The organism is Streptomyces sp. NPDC088915 (genome assembly GCF_044749825.1).
GTDB lineage: Bacteria > Actinomycetota > Actinomycetes > Streptomycetales > Streptomycetaceae > Streptomyces.
In genome coordinates this window covers 237,994-254,917 of the sequence record NZ_JBIVIR010000004.1, presented here as the reverse complement: position 1 = coordinate 254,917, position 16,924 = coordinate 237,994, and the positions used below count along the sequence as shown (strand labels likewise).

Sequence of the window (16,924 nt, the reverse complement as noted above, 5' to 3'; positions counted from 1 at the left end):
ATACGAGCCTGCGTCACTGCTGGGCCCTCCACATTTCTTCGAGCATGGTGATCTGGTTCTGGTCGAGGTCGAGCAGGTCGAGGTCGGACGGGGTGTGCCCGGCGGTGACCCCGCCCGCCGCCCAGGCCGCGAGCGCGTCGAGGGCGGCCGTCCAGCCGTCCGCGAGCGCCGCGACCGTGTCCTGGGACAGGGCGTCGCCCGCCCACAGGAAGGAGGCGGCCAGCTCCGGCCCGTCCGGGCCCTGCTCCACCTCCGCGTCCACCTGGAGGGGGTACGCGAGCGGGGCCTCCGGCTCCGGGCCGACGGCGAGCGCGTCGGCCTCCTGGGCCGGCCCCCAGGCGGACTGCCGGGCGGCGGTCTGCCGGCCCAGGTAGTTCCACAGGATCTCGGGGCGGTCCTCCGGGTCGAACAGCCCGGCGGTGGCGGCGTTGGCGTACCGCAGCAGCCCGGCGCCGATCCCGCCGTCCGGGACCCCGCGGATCCGCTCCTTGATCTCCTTCAGGGCCGCCCCGGCGTCCTGCGTCCCGCCCACGACCGCACGCGCGTCGTAGGAGTCCGCGGTGAGCCGCAGCGGGTACACGCTGGTCAGCCAGCCGACCGTACGGGTCAGGTCGGCGCCCGGGACGAGGTCCTGCTCCCGGCCGTGGCCCTCGAGGTCCACGGTCAGCCCGTTCGCCGGCTTCCCGTGCCGGGCCGCCCAGTCGCCCGCGGCGAGCGCGAGCGCGGTGAGCAGCGTGTCGTTGACCGTGCCGTGGAAGGCCTGCGGCACGGCGGTCAGAAGGGGCTCGGTGCGCTCGGCGGAGAGCCGGACGGTGAGCCGCCGCGCGGTCGCCACCGTGTCCCGCGCCGGGTCGAGGGCACGGTCCGTCAGGAGCCGCCCGCCGGTGGCGGACTCGGCGAGCCACCGGTTCAGCTCGGCGGTCCGGCGCGCGCTCTGCGCCTCGGCGAGCAGCCCCGCCGTCCAGGTCCGCAGCGCCGTCGGCACGGCGTCGAGGGCGGGCGTCCGCCCCTCCGCCGCCGCCTCGCACGCGGCCCGCAGGTCCGGCAGCAGGATCTGCCACGACACCTCGTCCACCACCAGGTGGTGGGCGACGAGCAGCAGCCTGCCCGGCTCGCCGGGACCGGCGTCGAGGCGCACGGCCCGCACGGTCCGGCCGGACTCCGGGTCCAGCTCCCCCGCGGCCCGGTCCGACTCGCGCGAGACCAGCTCCCGCAGGGCCTCCGCGCCGAGCCCGGCGGCGTCCACCGTCCGCAGCACCGCCGCGGCCGTCAGCGCGCCCACCGGGGCGACCTCGGCGCTCCACACGCCGGGCCGCGCCACGGTCAGCACCTGCCGCAGCCCGTCGTGCCGGTCCAGGACCGCCTGGAGGGCCGTCTCCAGGTCCGCGTGCCGCACCCCGGCGGGCAGCAGCACCAGACGGGCCTGGCAGAACCTGCGGTACGCGCCGCCGCGCCCCGCGAACCAGTGCGCCACCGGCGGCAGGACCAACGGGCCCGTCGCCTGCTCGACCGGACGCTCCGGAGCCTTGCCCGCCGGGGTGGCGGGCGCGGCGACGGCGGCCAGACCGGCCGGCGTCGGGTGCTGGAACACCTGGCGGGCCGTCACCGTGAACCCGGCCTTGCGGGCCTGGCTGACGTACCGGATGGAGACGATGCTGTCGCCGCCCAGCTCGAAGAAGTTGTCGTCGGGACCCACCGCGGGCAGCCCAAGGACCTCGGCCATCAGCCGCGCGAGCAGCTCGGCCGGCGTCTCGGTGGCGGCCACCGGCACGGCCGGGGCGGCCGTCGCCGCCCGGCGGGGCTCCGGCGGCACCGGCAGGGCGCGCCGGTCCAGCTTGCCGTTCGGGGAGAGCGGCACGGACGGGATCTCCATGATCACGGCCGGGACCATGTACTCGGGGAGCCGCGTCGCCGCGTGCGCCCGCAGCGCGTCCGGGTCGAGGGGTCCGTCGCCCGCCGGGACGGCGTAGGCGACGAGCCTGCGCACGCCCGGCCGGTCCTCGCGGACCACCGAGACGGCACGGGCCACCCCGGGCGCCCCGGAGAGCACCGCGTCGATCTCGCCCAGTTCGATGCGCAGGCCGCGCAGCTTGACCTGGTCGTCGGTGCGGCCGAGGTACTGCAGCCGCCCGTCGTCGTGCCGCACGACGAGGTCGCCCGTGCGGTACATGCGGGACCCGGCGGGCCCGTACGGGTCCGCGACGAATCGTTCCGCCGTCAGGTCGGGGCGGGAGAGGTAGCCGCGGGCGAGCTGGACGCCGGCGAGGTACAGCTCGCCGGGCACGCCGACCGGGACGGGCCGCAGCCGGTGGTCCAGGACGTGGACGCGGGTGTTCCACACCGGGGAGCCGATGGAGGCGGAGGCCGTCGTGGCGCCCGGGAGGGCGGTGGCGGCGGTGACGTCCACGGCGGCCTCGGTGGGGCCGTAGAGGTTCTCCAGGGCGACCGCGCGGCCCCCGGCGGAGGCGTGGAACCGGTCCACGAGGTCCGTCGGAAGCGCCTCGCCGCTGCACACCACGAGCCGCAGACCCGGGCAGTCCGCGATCTCCACGCCCGCGACGAACGCGGCCAGCATCGACGGCACGAAGTGCAGCACGCTGACCCGCTGTGCGCGGATCACCTCGGCCAGGTACTCCGGGTCCTTGTGCCCGTCCGGCCGGGCGACGACGAGCGGCACGCCCTGGGCGAGCGGCCAGAACAGCTCCCAGACGGACACGTCGAACGTCGTCGGCGTCTTCTGGAGGACCCGGTCGACGGGCGTGAGCCCGTACGCGCCCTGCATCCACTGGAGGCGGTTCACGATGGCCTCGTGCTCGACCACGACGCCCTTGGGGCGTCCGGTGGAGCCGGAGGTGAAGATGACGTACGCCGGGTGGCGCGGCAGCAGGGGAGCCCGCCGGTCCGCGTCCGTCACCGCGTGCGCGTCCGCGCCGGTCCACTCCGCCGCCACGGCGGCCGAGTCGAGCACGATCCGCTCCGCCGCGAGCCCCGCCGGAAGGTCCGGCGCCGAGGCCGCGTCGGTGAGGACGGCGACCGGCCGGGCCGTCTCGCACATGTGGGCGAGGCGGTCGGCGGGCAGGGTGAGGTCGAGCGGCAGGTAGGCGCCACCGGCCCGGACGACGGCGTGGATCGCGATCAGCAGGTCGAGCGAGCGGGGCAGGGCCACGGCGACGACCGACTCCGGTCCCACGCCCCGGCCGATCAGGAGCCGGGCGAGGCGGTTGACCCGCGCGTCGAACTCCGTACGGGACAGCTCCTCGTCCTCGAAGACGAGCGCCGGACCCTCGGCCTTCGCCGCACCCGCCGCCACGAGGTCCGCGAGGGTGCGGGGGCCGTCCACGGCACGGCCGGTCGCGTTCCAGCCCTCCAGGGCGTGCCGCTCGTCCCCGTCCATCAGGTCCAGGGAGGAGACCGGCGCGCCCGGCGCGGCCGCCACGGCGTCCAGGAGGCGGACGAGCCGCTCCACGAGCCGCTCGGCGCCCGGCCGGCCGAAGAGGTCGGTCGCGTACCGCAGGCCGCCCTCGATCCGCCCGTCGTCCTCCGAGCCGCCGAACGCGAACTCCAGGTCGACCTTCGACCCGCCGATCTCCACCGGCAGTTCACGGGCCGCGACCCCGAAGAGCGAGGAGACCTCGGTGGACACCGAGTGGTACGTCACCATCGCCTGGAACAGCGGGTTGCGGGCCTGGGAACGGGCCGCGCCCACCGCCTCCGCCACCGCTTCGAGCGGCAGGTCGGCATGGGCGAAGCCCGCGAGCCCGGCGTCCCGCACCCGGTCGACCAGCTCCGCGAACGTCGGCTCGCCCGACACGTCCGCGCGCAGCACGAGCGTGTTCAGGAAGAAGCCCACGAGCCCGTCGAGCTGCTCGTCGCCGCGCCCGGAGACCGGGGCGCCGAGGGGGACGTCGTCCCCGGCGCCGAGCCGGTGGAGCAGGGCCGCGACGGCCGCGTGCACCACCATGAACATCGTCGCGCCGGAGTCACGGGCGATCCGGGCGAGCCCGGCGCCCGTCGCGGCCGACACGTCGAACGGGACCACGTCGCCGCCGTGCGTCGGCGAGGCCGGACGCGGGGTGTCGGTGAACAGACCCAGCTCCTCCGGGATACCGGCGAGCGCCTCCCGCCAGTACGCGGTCTGGCGCGCCGCCGTCGAGTCCGACTCCTCGGCGTCGCCGAGGAGTTCGCGCTGCCAGAGGGCGTAGTCGGCGTACTGGACGGGCAGTTCGGTGAACTCGGGCGCCCGGCCGGCGGCGCGGGCCGCGTAGGCGGTGTCCAGGTCGGCCAGGAGCGGCCCGGTGGACCACTCGTCGGTCGCGATGTGGTGCAGCAGGACGACGAGCACGTGGACGTGCTCCTCGTCGGAGGCGCTGAGCAGCGTCACCCGCACCGGGATCTCCCGGGCCAGGTCGAAGACGTACCGGGAGGCGGCCTCCGCCTCGGCGGCCAGGACGTCGGCGCGGACGCGGCGCACCGCGAACGGCACCTGCGCCTCGCCGGGCGTCAGAATCCGCTGGTACGGCTCGCCGTCGGCCTCCGCGAACACGGTCCGCAGCACCTCGTGCCGCGCCACCACGTCCTCCACGGCGGCCCGCACGGCCGCCGCGTCCACGGACCCGTCGAGACGGACCGCGAAGGGCACGTTGTACGCGGTCCCCGGACCCCGGACGCTGTCGAAGAGCCACAGGCGCCGCTGGGCGTACGAGAGCGGCAGCCGCTCCGGCCGTACGACCGGGGCGAGGGCGGGCCGCTCGGAGGCGGTCCGCTCCGCGAGCCGGGCCGCGAGCGCCGCGACCGTCCGCGCCTCGAACACGTCCCGCACCGAGCACTCCACGCCCAGGGCGGACCGCATCCGGCTCGCCGCGCGGGCCGCGAGCAGGGAGTGGCCGCCGAGGTCGAAGAAGTCGTCCTCGACACCGGCCGTCTCCAGGCCGAGCACGGCCGCGACGATCCCGAGCAGGATCTCCTCGCGCGCGTCCCTCGGCGCCCGCGAGGGCCCGGCGACGGCGTCCGGCGGCACGGGCAGGGCCCGGCGGTCGAGCTTGCCGTTGGGGGAGAGGGGAACGGCCGGGATCTCCAGGAACACGTTCGGGACCATGTACTCCGGCAGGCGGGAGGCCGCGTGGGCGCGCACCGCGTCCACGGCGACCGGCCCGTCGCCGGTACCGACGACGTATCCCACGAGCCGCTGCACGCCGGGCCGGTCCTCGCGGACCAGGGTCACCGCGTGCGCCACGCCGGGGGCGGACGCCACGACCGCGTCGATCTCGCCCAGTTCGATGCGCAGGCCGCGCAGCTTGACCTGGTCGTCGGTGCGGCCGAGGTACTGGAGCCGCCCGTCGTCGTGCCGGACGACGAGGTCGCCCGTGCGGTACATGCGGGAGCCGGCGGGCCCGTACGGGTCCGCGACGAATCGTTCCGCCGTCAGGTCGGGGCGGGAGAGGTAGCCGCGGGCGAGCTGGACGCCGGCGAGGTACAGCTCGCCGGGCACGCCGACAGGGACGGGGGCGAGACGTCCGTCGAGGACGTGGACGCGGGTGTTCCAGACGGGGGAGCCGATGGAGGCCGACGCCGTGGTGGCGCCCGGGAGGGCGGTGGCGGCGGTGACGTCCACGGCGGCCTCGGTGGGGCCGTAGAGGTTCTCCAGGGCGACCGCGCGGCCCCCGGCGGAGGCGTGGAACCGGTCCACGAGGTCCGTCGGAAGCGCCTCGCCGCTGCACACCACGAGCCGCAGGCTCGGGCAGTCCGCCACGTCCACCGAGTCCAGGAACGCCTGGAGCATCGACGGCACGAAGTGCAGCACGCTGACCCGCTGCCCACGGATCAGCTCCGCGAGGTACTGCGGGTCCCGGTGGCCCTCGGGCCGGGCGACGACGAGCGGCACGCCCTGGGCGAGCGGCCAGAACAGCTCCCAGACGGACACGTCGAACGTCGTCGGGGTCTTCTGGAGGACCCGGTCGGCCGGGGTCAGCCGGTACGTGCCCTCCATCCAGGCAAGCCGGTTGACGATGGCCTCGTGCTCGACCACGACGCCCTTGGGGCGTCCGGTGGAGCCGGAGGTGAAGATGACGTACGCCGGGTGGCGCGGCAGCAGGGGAGCCCGCCGGTCCGCGTCCGTGACGCCGGTGTCCGCGAGACCGTCCAGCTCCGCACGCACCTCGGGTGCGTCCAGGACCACCGGCTCGGTCTCCACGCCGGCCGGCAGCGCGCCGAGCGACGGCAGGTCCGTCAGGACGCACAGCGGACGCGCGGTGTCCGTCATGTGGGTGAGGCGGTCGGCGGGCAGGGTGAGGTCGAGCGGCAGGTAGGCGCCACCGGCCCGGACGACGGCGTGGATCGCGATCAGCAGGTCGAGCGAGCGGGGCAGGGCCACGGCGACGACCGACTCCGGTCCCACGCCCCGGCCGATCAGGAGCCGGGCGAGGCGGTTGACCCGCGCGTCGAACTCCGTACGGGACAGCTCCTCGTCCTCGAAGACGAGCGCCGGGCCCTCTGCGCGGGCCGCGCCCGCCGCCACGAGGTCCGCGAGCGTCCGGGGGCCGTCCACGACACGGTCGGTCGCGTTCCACTCCTCCAGGACCCGCCGCCGCTCGTCTCCGTCCATCAACGCGGCCGAGGACACCGGCGCCTCGGGCGCGGCCGCCACGGCGTCCAGGAGGCGGACGAGCCGCTCCGTCAGGCGCTCGGCGCCCGCGCGCTCGAACAGGTCGGTCGCGTAGCGCACGCCGCAGGTCATGCCGGCGCCGCCCGCTCCCTGCGTGCGCCGGAACAGGATCTCCAGGTCGAACTTGGCCGCGCCGCCCCGCACCGGGAACTCCCCGGCGTCCGTGCCGAGCAGCCGGGACAGGTCCGGGCCGCCGCCCTCGTACGCCACCATCGTCTGGAACAGCGGGTGGCGGGCGAGCGAGCGGGCCGGTGCGACGGCCTCCACGACGGCGTCGAAGGGCAGGTCGGCGTGGTCGAGGACCGCGAGGCCCGCCGTACGGGCGCGGTCGAGCAGCTCCGTGAAGGAGGGGTCGCCGGACAGGTCGGTGCGCAGGACGGCCGTGTTGACGAAGAAGCCCACGAGTCCGTCGAGGGCGCCGTCGCCGCGCCCCGCGACCGGGGTGCCGAGGGGGACGTCGTCCCCGGCGCCGAGCCGGTGGAGCAGGGCCGCGACGGCCGCGTGCACCACCATGAACATCGTCGCGCCGGAGTCCGCCGCCAGCCGGTCGAGGCGGGCCACGAGCTCGGCCGGGAGCTCGGACGTGACCGTGTCGCCCCGGTGGGTCGGGACGGCCGGCCGGGGCCGGTCGGTGGGCAGCGCCAGCTCCTCCGGCAGCCCGGCCAGGGCGTCGCGCCAGAAGGCGGACTGGCGGGCGGCCAGGGAGGAGGCGTCCGCCGCGTCGCCGAGGAGTTCGCGCTGCCAGAGGGCGTAGTCGGCGTACTGGACGGGGAGTTCGGGGAACGCGGGGGCCCGGCCCGCGAGGCGCGCGGTGTAGGCGGTGTCCAGGTCGGTCAGGAGCGGTCCGGTGGACCACTCGTCGGTCGCGATGTGGTGCAGCAGGACGACGAGCACGTGCTCGTCGCCGGACGTGCCGAACAGCGTGACCCGCAGCGGGAGTTCGTCCTCCAGGCCCAGGGGTTCCGCGACCGTCGCCTCCACCGCGTCCGCGAGCGCCTCCGGGGCCACCTCGCGGACCGTGAACGGCACCCGCGCCTCGCCGGGCGCCAGGATCCGCTGGTACGGCTCGCCGTCGGCCTCCGCGAACACGGTCCGCAGCACCTCGTGGCGGGCCACCAGGTCGTCGAACGCGGCGCGCAGGGCGTCGGCGTCGGGCCGCTCCCGCAGCCGCAGGGCCAGCGGGACGGTGTACGTGGAGCTCGCGCCGTCCATGTCGTACTGGAACCACAGGCGCCGCTGGGCGTACGAGAGCGGCAGCCGCTCCGGCCGTACGGCGGGGGCGAGGGCGGGCCGCTCGGAGGCGGTCCGCTCCGCGAGCCGGGCCGCGAGCGCCGCGACCGTCCGCGCCTCGAACACGTCGCGCACCGAGCAGGCCCGGCCCGCCGCCCGTACCCGGGCCACCAGGCGCGTCGCGAGCAGGGAGTGGCCGCCGAGCGCGAAGAAGTCGTCCTCGGCGCCGACCGACGCGAGGCCCAGGACCTCCGCGAACGCCTCGGCGAGCCGCTCCTCCGTCGCGCCGCGCGGGGCGCGGGACGGCGCGGCGGCCGTCACGGCGGGCGCGGGCAGGGCGGCCCGGTCCAGCTTGCCGTTGACGTTCACCGGCAGGACGTCCAGGGCGACGACCGCCGCCGGGACCATGTACGCGGGCAGGCGCTCGGCCACCGCGCGGCGCACCGCGTCCGGGTCGGCGCCGCCGGTCGTGTACGCCACCAGGCGCGGCACGCCCGGGACGTCCTCGCGGACCAGGACGGCCGCCGAGGCGACGCCCTCACAGGCCGTCAGCTCGGCCTCGATCTCGCCGAGTTCGACGCGGAAGCCGCGGATCTTCACCTGGTCGTCGGCGCGGCCGAGGAACTCGATCAGGCCGTCGGCGCGGCGGCGCGCCAGGTCGCCCGTGCGGTACATGCGGGAGCCGGCGGGGCCGTACGGGTCGGCCACGAACCGCTCGGAGGTGAGCACCGGACGGCCCAGGTAGCCGCGGGCGTTCTGGACGCCCGCGAGGTACAGCTCGCCGGGCACGCCGGGCGGCACCGGCCGCAGCCGGGCGTCCAGGACGTGCGCCCGGGTGTTGTCGAGCGGGCGGCCCACCACGGGGGTCGCGCAGTCGGTGACCCGGGCGACCAGGGCGTCCACCGTGAACTCGGTGGGACCGTAGTAGTTCACCGTCTCCACGTCGGGGACCGCGCGCAGCTCCGTCCACAGGGCGGGCGGCACGGCCTCGCCGCCGAGGAGGAACAGCGGGGGGCGGTGGTCGCCGGTGAGCAGGCCCGCGTCGAGCAGGTGGCGGCCGTACGACGGGGTGACGTCGAGCGCGTCGATCCGCGCCTCCCGCACGTGGGCGACGACGGCGTCCGCGTCGCGGCGCCCGTACTCGTCGAGGACGTGCAGCTCGTGGCCCGCGATCAGCCACAGGAGCTGCTCCCACGAGGAGTCGAAGGAGAACGAGGCGGTGTGCAGGGCCCGCACGCGCCGGCCGAGCCGCTCCGCGACCGGGCGGTAGAGCTGCCGCTCGTGGTCCCGGTACAGGTTCGTCAGACCGGCGTGGTGCAGGCCGACGCCCTTGGGGCGGCCGGTGGAGCCGGAGGTGTAGATGACGTACGCCAGGTCGTCCGGCCGTGGCGCGCGGGGCGCCGGGCCCTCGGCGGCCGCCAGTCGGTCCCGTACCTCCGGGTCGTCCAGGACGAGCCGGGACGCGCCGGCCGTGTCCGGGACCCGCCCGTCCACGGCCCGGGTGGTGACGACGCAGACGGGCGCGGCGTCGCCCAGCATGTACGCCAGGCGCTCCTCCGGGTGGTCCAGGTCGAGCGGCAGGTAGGCGCCGCCGGCCTTGAGGACGGCGAAGGCGGCGACGACCGACTCGGCCGAGCGGGGCACGGCGAGCGCCACGACGGCGTCCGGGCCGACGCCCTCCCCGGCGAGCAGCAGCGCGAGCCGGGCGACCCGGTCGTCGAGCTCGGCGAAGGTGAGGCGCAGGTCGCCGCAGACCAGGGCGACGGCGTCCGGGGTCTGCCGGACGCGCTCGGCCAGGATCTCCACGACGGTGGCGGCGGGGTGGGCGACGGCGGTGTCGTTCCAGCGCTCCAGGAGCGCCCGCTCCTCCGCGGAGCGCAGCTCGTACGCGGAGACCGGGGTCTCCGGGGCGGCGACGGCCTGCTCCAGGAGGCGCAGCAGGCGGGCGGCGAGCGCGTCGGCCGTGGCCCGGTCGTACAGGGCGGACGAGTAGAAGACCTCCAGGTCCAGCTCGTCGCCGTGGGCGCTGTCGGAGAAGGTGACGTCGAGGTCGAACTTGGTGACGCCCGGGTCGGTGCGGTCCACGGCCGCGTCCAGGCCGAACAGGGCGCGCACGTCCTGGGTGACGGTGCTGTGCGACACCATGGTCTGGAAGAGCGGGTGCCGGGTGAGGGAACGCTCCGGGTTGACGGCCTCCACCACCGCGTCGAACGGCAGGTCGGCGTGGTCGAGCGCGGCCAGGTCGGCGCCGCGCACCCGCTCCAGGAGGGTGGCGAACGTCGGGTCGCCGGACAGGTCGGCGCGCAGCACCACCGTGTTCACGAAGAAGCCGACGAGACCGTCCAGGGCCGGGTCGGACCGGCCGGCGACGGGGCTGCCGAGGGGGATGTCGTCGCCCGCGCCGAGCCGGTGGAGCAGGGTGGCGACGGCCGCGTGCACGACCATGAAGACGCTGGTGCCGGACTCGCGGGCCAGGCGGCGGATGCCGGAGGCGAGCACGGCGGGCACCTCGTGGTGCACCATGCCGCCCGCGTTGTCGGGCTCGGCGGGCCGGGGCCGGTCGGCGGGCGGGGTCGCCTCGGCCGGGAGCCCGGCGAGCGCCTCGCGCCAGTACGCGGCCTGGCGGGCGGCGGGGGACTCCGGGTCCGCCGGGTCGCCCAGGGCCTCGCGCTGCCAGAGAGCGAAGTCGGCGTACTGCACCGGCAGCGGGGCGAACTCGGGGGTCTCGCCCCGGAGCCGGGCCGCGTAGGCGTGTTCGAGGCCGTTCAGGAAGGGGCCCATCGACCACTCGTCGCCGGCGATGTGGTGGAGGAGGATCACCAGGGCGTCGGCGCCGCGCCCGGTGTCGCGGACCAGGGTGACCCGCACCGGGGCCTCGGCCGACAGGTCGAAGAGGTGGCCGAGGGCCGTCTCCACGGCCGCGTCGACGCGGTCCGTGGCGGTCTCCTCCACGCGCAGCCGCACCCCGGCGTCGGTCGGGGACAGGATCCGCTGGTACGGCTCGCCGTCCCGCTCGGCGAAGACCGTGCGCAGCGCCTCGTGCCGGGCCACCACGTCCCCGAGGGCCGCGTCCAGGGCCGCCGGGTCCAGGAGCGTGCCGAACCGGGCCACGAACGGGATGTTGTACGTGGCGCTGGGGCCTTCGAGCTGGTGCAGGAACCAGAGCCGGTGCTGCGCGTCGGACAGCGGAAGCGTCCCGGGCCGCTGCCCGGCGGTGAGGGCCGGGCGGGCGCCCGTCGCGGTGCGGGCGGCGAGCCGCTCGGCCAGGGCCGCGGGCGTACGGGCCTCGAACACGTCCCGCACGCCGCAGTCGGCGCCGAGCGCGGTGCGCAGCCGGGCGGCGACGCGGGCGGCGAGCAGGGAGTGCCCGCCGAGGTCGAAGAAGTCGTCCTCGGGGCCGACCGAGGCCAGCTCCAGGACGTCCGCGTACGCCCCGGCGACGATCTCCTCGCGGGCGTCGCGGGGGGTCCGGCCGGCGGTCGCGGCGGACCCGGCCAGGTCGGGCGCGGGCAGCGCGCGCCGGTCGACCTTGCCGTTGGCGGTGAGCGGGAAGGCGTCCAGGACCACCACGGCCGACGGCACCATGTGCGCGGGAAGGCGCTCGCCGACGGCCGCGCGCAGCCCGGCCGCGTCCGGGGCGGCCTCGCCCGCGCCGGTCACGTAGCCGACCAGGAGCGGGGAGCCGGGTATGTCCTCGCGGACCACGACCACGGCCCGGTCCACCTCGGGGCGGTCCGTCAGGGCGGTCTCGATCTCGCCGAGTTCGATGCGGAAGCCGCGCACCTTCACCTGGTCGTCGGCGCGGCCCAGGAAGTCGATGACGCCGTCGGGGCGGCGGCGCACCAGGTCGCCGGTGCGGTACATGCGGGAGCCGGGCGGGCCGTACGGGTCGGCCGTGAACCGCTCGGAGGTGAGCGCGGGGCGGCCGAGGTAGCCGCGCGCGAGCTGGTCGCCCGCCAGGTACAGCTCGCCGGGGCGGCCGTGCGGGACGGGGCGGAGCGCCGAGTCCAGGACGTGGGCGCGGGTGTTCCAGAACGGCAGGCCGATGTCCGGGGTGCCGGTGTGCGCGGGGGAGAGGACGGAGGAGGTGGCCCAGACGGTCACCTCGGTCGGCCCGTACACGTTGGTGACCGAGGCGGCCGTGCGGGCGAGGCGCTCGGCGAGGGCGGCGGGCAGCGCCTCGCCGCCGACGAGGACCTTGGTGCGGGCGAGGGCGCTCGGGGCGCCCTCCTCCAGGAGGGCGTGCCACAGCGACGGCGTCGCCTGCATCACGGTCGGCCGGTGGGCCTCGACCAGGGCGGCGAGGGCCGCCGGGTCGCGGACGGTGTCGCGGCCCGCGAGGACGACCGCCGCGCCGCTGATCAGCGGGACGTGGATCTCCAGGGCGGCGATGTCGAAGGAGACGGTGGTGACGGCGACGAGCCCGTCGCCGGGCTCCATGGCCAGCTCGTGGGCCTGCATGCGCAGGAAGTTGGCGAGCGCGGAGTGCGGGATCACCACGCCCTTGGGGCGGCCGGTGGAGCCCGAGGTGTGGATGACGTACGCCGGGTGGTCGCCGTCCGGGGCCGGAAGCGGCTCGGCCGGCTCACCGGCCAGGTCCGCGAGGGCGGACAGGGCGTCGGCGGAGTCCAGGACGAGGGTCTCGGTGCCGGGCACGTCGGGGGCGTCGGCCGCGGCGGCCAGGGTGGTGAGGACGCACACCGGGCGCGCGTCCTCGACCATGAACTCCAGCCGCTCGGCCGGGTATTCGAGGTCGAGCGGCAGATAGGCGCCGCCGGCCCTGAGCACGGCGAGCAGGGCGACGACGAGGTCGGCGCCGCGCGGCAGGGCGATGCCGACGAACCGCTCGGGGCCGACGCCGCGCGCGGCGAGCAGCCGGGCCAGCCGGTCGACCCGGGCGTCGAGCTGCGCGTACGTGAGCTCCTCGGCGCCCGCGACGAGCGCGACGGCCTCGGGGTGCTTCCGGGCCTGCGCGGCGAAGGCCTCGACGACGGTGCCGGGCGCCACCTCGCGGGCGGTCGCGGCGGCCTGCGCGGCGAGCGTCTCCAGGAGGGCGTCGTCGAGGAGGTCGGGGCGGCCCACGGGGGTGCCGGGGCCTGCGGTGGCGGCCTCGGTGAGGAAGCGGACGAACTCGGCGCAGCGGGCGTTCAGGCCCTCGGCGTCGTAGGCGCGCGGGTTGGCGTCGAGTTCGAAGGCGATCCGGCCGGCGGCCGTGTCGTGGCGGACGGCCAGGGTGAGGTCGTCGACCGGTCCGGCGGCCACGTTGTGCACGGTGCCGGGGGCGCCGGCGAAGTCCAGGGCGTTGTCGAAGGCCTTGACGTTGACCATCGGGCCGAGGGGGCCCCGGTCGCGGCCGACGAGACCGAGGTCGCGGCGGATGTCCTCGGCGCGGTAGCGCTGGTGGCGGCGCAGGTCGCGGACGCCGGCGGCGACCTCGGCGACCAGCTCGGCCAGGGGGAGGTCCGGGCGGACCGCGACCCGCAGCGGCAGCACGTTGACCACCATCGCGGGGACGGAGAGGGAGGCCGAGCCGAGGCGGGCCATCGCGGGCAGCGAGAGCAGCACGTCCCGGTCGCCGGTCGAGCGGTGCAGGAAGGCGGCGAAGGCGGCCGTCACGGCGTCCGCCCAGGTGGCCTTCGCGGCGCGGGCGAGCGCGAACACCCCGGCGGTGGCCTCGGGCGTGAGCGCGGCCCCGGCGCGCAGGAAGTCGGGGGCGGCCGGGAAGGAGGCGCCGGCCAGCGGCTCGTGGTCGCCGCGGTCCGCGAGCCGGTCCCGCCAGTACGCGCGGTCGGCGGCGTACCGCTCGCCGTCGCGGTAGGCGGCCTCCTCGTCGACGACGGCGGACAGCGGGCCGAACGGCGAGGGGGCGGGCTCCTCGCCGCGCGCGAGCGCCGTGTAGACCTCGGCGGTGCGGCGGGACAGGAGGGAGAAGCCGTAGGCGTCGAGCGCGATGTGGTGGACGCGCTGGTACCAGAGGGTGCGGTCCGGGGCGACCCGGTGCAGGGCGAAGCCGAACAGCGGGGCGGTGGCCGGGTCGGCGGGCGCGGCCATGTCGGCGCGCATCAGGGCGAGCGCGGCGGCCTCCGGGTCCGGGGCGCCGAGGTGGTCCACGACCTCCACGAGGGGGCCGCTCGGGGGCGCGTCGGCGAGGACCTGGGACGGCTGCCCGTTCTCGTCCTCCTCGAAGCGGACGGTGAGGGCCTCGCACTCCCCGACGACCCGGCGCAGGGCCGTGGCGAAGAGGTCCGGGTCGAGCGCGCCGTCGACGGCGACGTACTGCCCGACGTTGTAGACCGGGGAGTCGGGGTCGAGCCGCTGGCCGTACCAGACTCCGGTCTGGGCCCCGGTCAGGGCGAGGCGTCGCAGGGCACGCTCGGTCATGGGTCTTGCTCCAGGGGTCACCCGCGGCGGCTCGGGGCCGGCCGCGGGACGGGACGGAGAGGGGGAGGAGGGAGAAGGGGGGCGGGGCGCCGGGGCGGCGCCGGGCCGGTGGCACCGGCGGCGCCCCGCCCGGTCGGTGTCAGCCGGTGGCCGACGGGGCGTCTCCGGCGGGGGCGGGGGCCGCGCCGACGGAGACCGGGGCGGGGGCGGGCGGGCCGTCGTCCCCGGACTCCTCCTCCTCTTCGCGGGGGAGGGTGGCCTTGCGCAGGCCGGGGACGGTGACGGCGACGACCAGGGCCGCCGCGGCGCACACCACGCCGTTGACGACGGCGGCGCCGGCCGGGCTGAACCACTTGGCCACCAGGGCGACTTCGACGTCGCCGACGATGTCGCCCGTGGTGCCCTGGGAGGTGAGGACGCTGACCATGCGGCCGCGCAGCCGGTCCGGGGTGTTGTGCTGGACGAGGGCGTACTCGAGGATCTCGTACACCGTGCCGGCGGCGCCGCCCACGGCCAGCACCGCGAAGGCGACGGCGGCGCTGCCGCTGAGGCCGAAGCCGACGATGGCCAGGCCGCCGGTGAACGCGGCGACGAGCAGCAGGCGTCCGGGGCGGGCGGCGCGCGTGATCCAGCCGCTGGTGGCGGAGACGAGGATCGCGCCCACGGCCGGGGCGGTGTAGAGCAGGCCGAGCATGACGTCGCCGCCGCCGAACCGCTTGTCGACCATCTCGGGGAAGAGGACGACCGGCATGTTGAACAGCGCGTTGATCCCGCCGAGGGCGAGCAGGCCGCCGACGACGCGGTTGCGCACGGCGTACCGGAAGGCCGCGAGCGGCGAGCCCGAGTCCTCGGTGTCGTCGTCCTCGTCGTCCTCGACCGGGGGCAGCGGTCGCAGCCGGAGGAGCAGCAGGGTGGTGACGCCGGTGGTGACGGCGGTGAAGGCGAAGACCGGCGCGGGGCCGGCCAGGGCGAGCAGCAGGCCGCCGAGGAACGGGGCGGCGACCGAGCCGATCTCACCGGTGAGGGAGATCAGGGCGCCGGCGGCGGGGAGCTGGTCGGGGCGGACCAGGGTGGGCGCCACGGCCATGAGGGCGGTGACGCTCACTCCGGTGGCGAGTCCGTCCCACGCGACGCACAGGTAGACCGCCCACAGGTGCGGGTCGGGCGTGAAGGCGTTGACCGCGAGGCCGGCGAAGGCGAGGGCGGCGGAGGAGCGGGCCCACAGGATCAGCTTCCGCCGGTCCATGCGGTCGGCCGCCCAGCCGCCCCAGAGGGAGCCCACCAGGACGGTGACGCTCATGATCATGCTGGAGACGGCGACGCCGAAGCTGGACCCCGTCAGGGCGTAGACCTGCTTGGACAGGGCCACGGTGGCCATGCCGAGACCGAAGAGGGAGACGATCCGGGCGATGAAGATCGCCCGGAAGTCCCGGCTGGTCCGCAGCGGGCCGATGTCGACGAGGAGATCAGCGGCTCGCACGGGGCGCTCCCGACGACTGCCCGAGCAGGGCGGCCCACTCGCGGAGGGTGGGACGCTCGGCGAGTTCGACGAAGCCGACCTCGGCGCCGTCGGCGCGCCACGTCTCCACCAGGCTCATCAGCCGGATCGAGTCGAGGCCCTGGTCGAGCAGGCTCTCGTCCGGGTCGACCTCCTCGGCCTCGACGTAGAGCACGTCGGCGACGTCGCGCACGAGCCGCTCCAGGGCGAAGGTCTGCTGTCCGGCCGCGTCGGCCATGGTCTGGGTCCTCTTCCGGTCCGATGGATCAAGATTGGTTAGGTAAGGCTTACCTAAATCATTATCGTGGAGTCAAACAGGCGGGTGCCGCCACCGCGGCCTGCCGGAATGTCAGTGACCAGAGAGCGAGAAGACGTTGAGCACAGCCCTGCCCTGCCCGGAGCTTCCGCCGGCCCCCGCCGCCGTCGTCCGGACCGCCGGGAGCGGCGACGTCGAGGCCGTCCGCCGGCTGTCCCGGCCGTTCGTGCGCGAGGGCTCCCTGCGCGAGCGGACGGCCGCCGAACTGGCCCTCGCGGCCACGGACTTCCTGGTCGTGGAGGCCGGACGCGGAGACCTGGCGGGCTGCGTGGGCCTCCGTGCCCGCACCGACGCGCGGGGCGGCCCGGCGGCCGTGCTCTACAACTTCTGCGTGGCGCCCGGACACCAGGGACGGGGCATCGGCTCCGCGCTCCTCGACGCCGCCCTCGGGGAGGCCGGCGCGCGGGGCGCGACCCGGGTGTTCACCGCGACCACCGGCAGCGGACTGCTGTTCCTGCGGTACGGGTTCACCCCCGGCGGCGGCGAGGAGGCGCCGCCCGTGTGGCGTGCCTCGCTCGACCCCGCGCGCGGTTCCCGGATCCTGGTCCGCGCCCTCGGGTGACGCGGCCGGGCCCCTCCCGGCCGGGGAGACCGGCCGGGACGCGGCGGCTTCAGGAACGGGCGGCGAGGCTCGCCGGACGCAGGTCCGTCCAGTGCTCCTCGGTGTACGCGGCGCAGCCCTGCCGGGAGTCCTCGCCGTGCACCACGGTCCAGCCGTCCGGCACCTCGGCGAAGGCCGGCCAGAGGGAGTGCTGGTTCTCGGCGTTGACGAGCACGAAGTAGCGGGCGTCGTCGTCCTCGAAGGGGTTGGTCGCGGTCATGGGTCTCTCCTCGCGCC

At 76.4% G+C, this 16,924-nt stretch carries 5 protein-coding genes; 1 reads left to right on the top strand and 4 read right to left on the bottom strand.

Going from position 1 to position 16,924, the window contains the following annotated elements; translation table 11 throughout:
* Nucleotides 1-13 precede the first annotated feature (13 nt).
* The 3 genes from ACIP5O_RS09645 to ACIP5O_RS09635 all read right to left on the bottom strand — a co-directional run bounded on the left by ACIP5O_RS09645 (nucleotide 14) and on the right by ACIP5O_RS09635 (nucleotide 16,008).
* Nucleotides 14-14,272: an amino acid adenylation domain-containing protein gene (locus ACIP5O_RS09645; RefSeq protein WP_401290674.1), complete on the bottom strand. Its 14,259-nt coding sequence runs from the start codon at nucleotides 14,270-14,272 to the stop codon at nucleotides 14-16.
* 139 nt (nucleotides 14,273-14,411) lie between these two features.
* A complete protein-coding gene (gene entS / locus ACIP5O_RS09640) occupies nucleotides 14,412-15,752 on the bottom strand; it encodes an enterobactin transporter EntS (protein ID WP_401290672.1) in 1,341 nt (446 codons plus the stop codon).
* Nucleotides 15,739-16,008 (bottom strand): phosphopantetheine-binding protein, encoded by a 270-nt coding sequence (locus ACIP5O_RS09635; RefSeq protein WP_401290670.1) that lies wholly within the window; start codon nucleotides 16,006-16,008, stop codon nucleotides 15,739-15,741. Before ACIP5O_RS09635 ends, entS begins: the two co-directional genes overlap by 14 nt.
* Nucleotides 16,009-16,144: 136 nt before the next feature.
* Here ACIP5O_RS09635 and ACIP5O_RS09630 point away from each other — a divergent pair, with 136 nt between their 5' ends.
* Nucleotides 16,145-16,648 (top strand): GNAT family N-acetyltransferase, encoded by a 504-nt coding sequence (locus tag ACIP5O_RS09630; protein ID WP_401290667.1) that lies wholly within the window; start codon nucleotides 16,145-16,147, stop codon nucleotides 16,646-16,648.
* A 49-nt stretch (nucleotides 16,649-16,697) separates the two neighbouring features.
* Here ACIP5O_RS09630 and ACIP5O_RS09625 read toward each other — a convergent pair whose 3' ends face one another.
* Nucleotides 16,698-16,907 carry an MbtH family protein gene (locus tag ACIP5O_RS09625; RefSeq protein ID WP_121830477.1) on the bottom strand — a complete coding sequence of 70 codons (210 nt, stop codon included), beginning with the start codon at nucleotides 16,905-16,907 and terminating at the stop codon, nucleotides 16,698-16,700.
* Nucleotides 16,908-16,924: the final 17 nt, after the last annotated feature.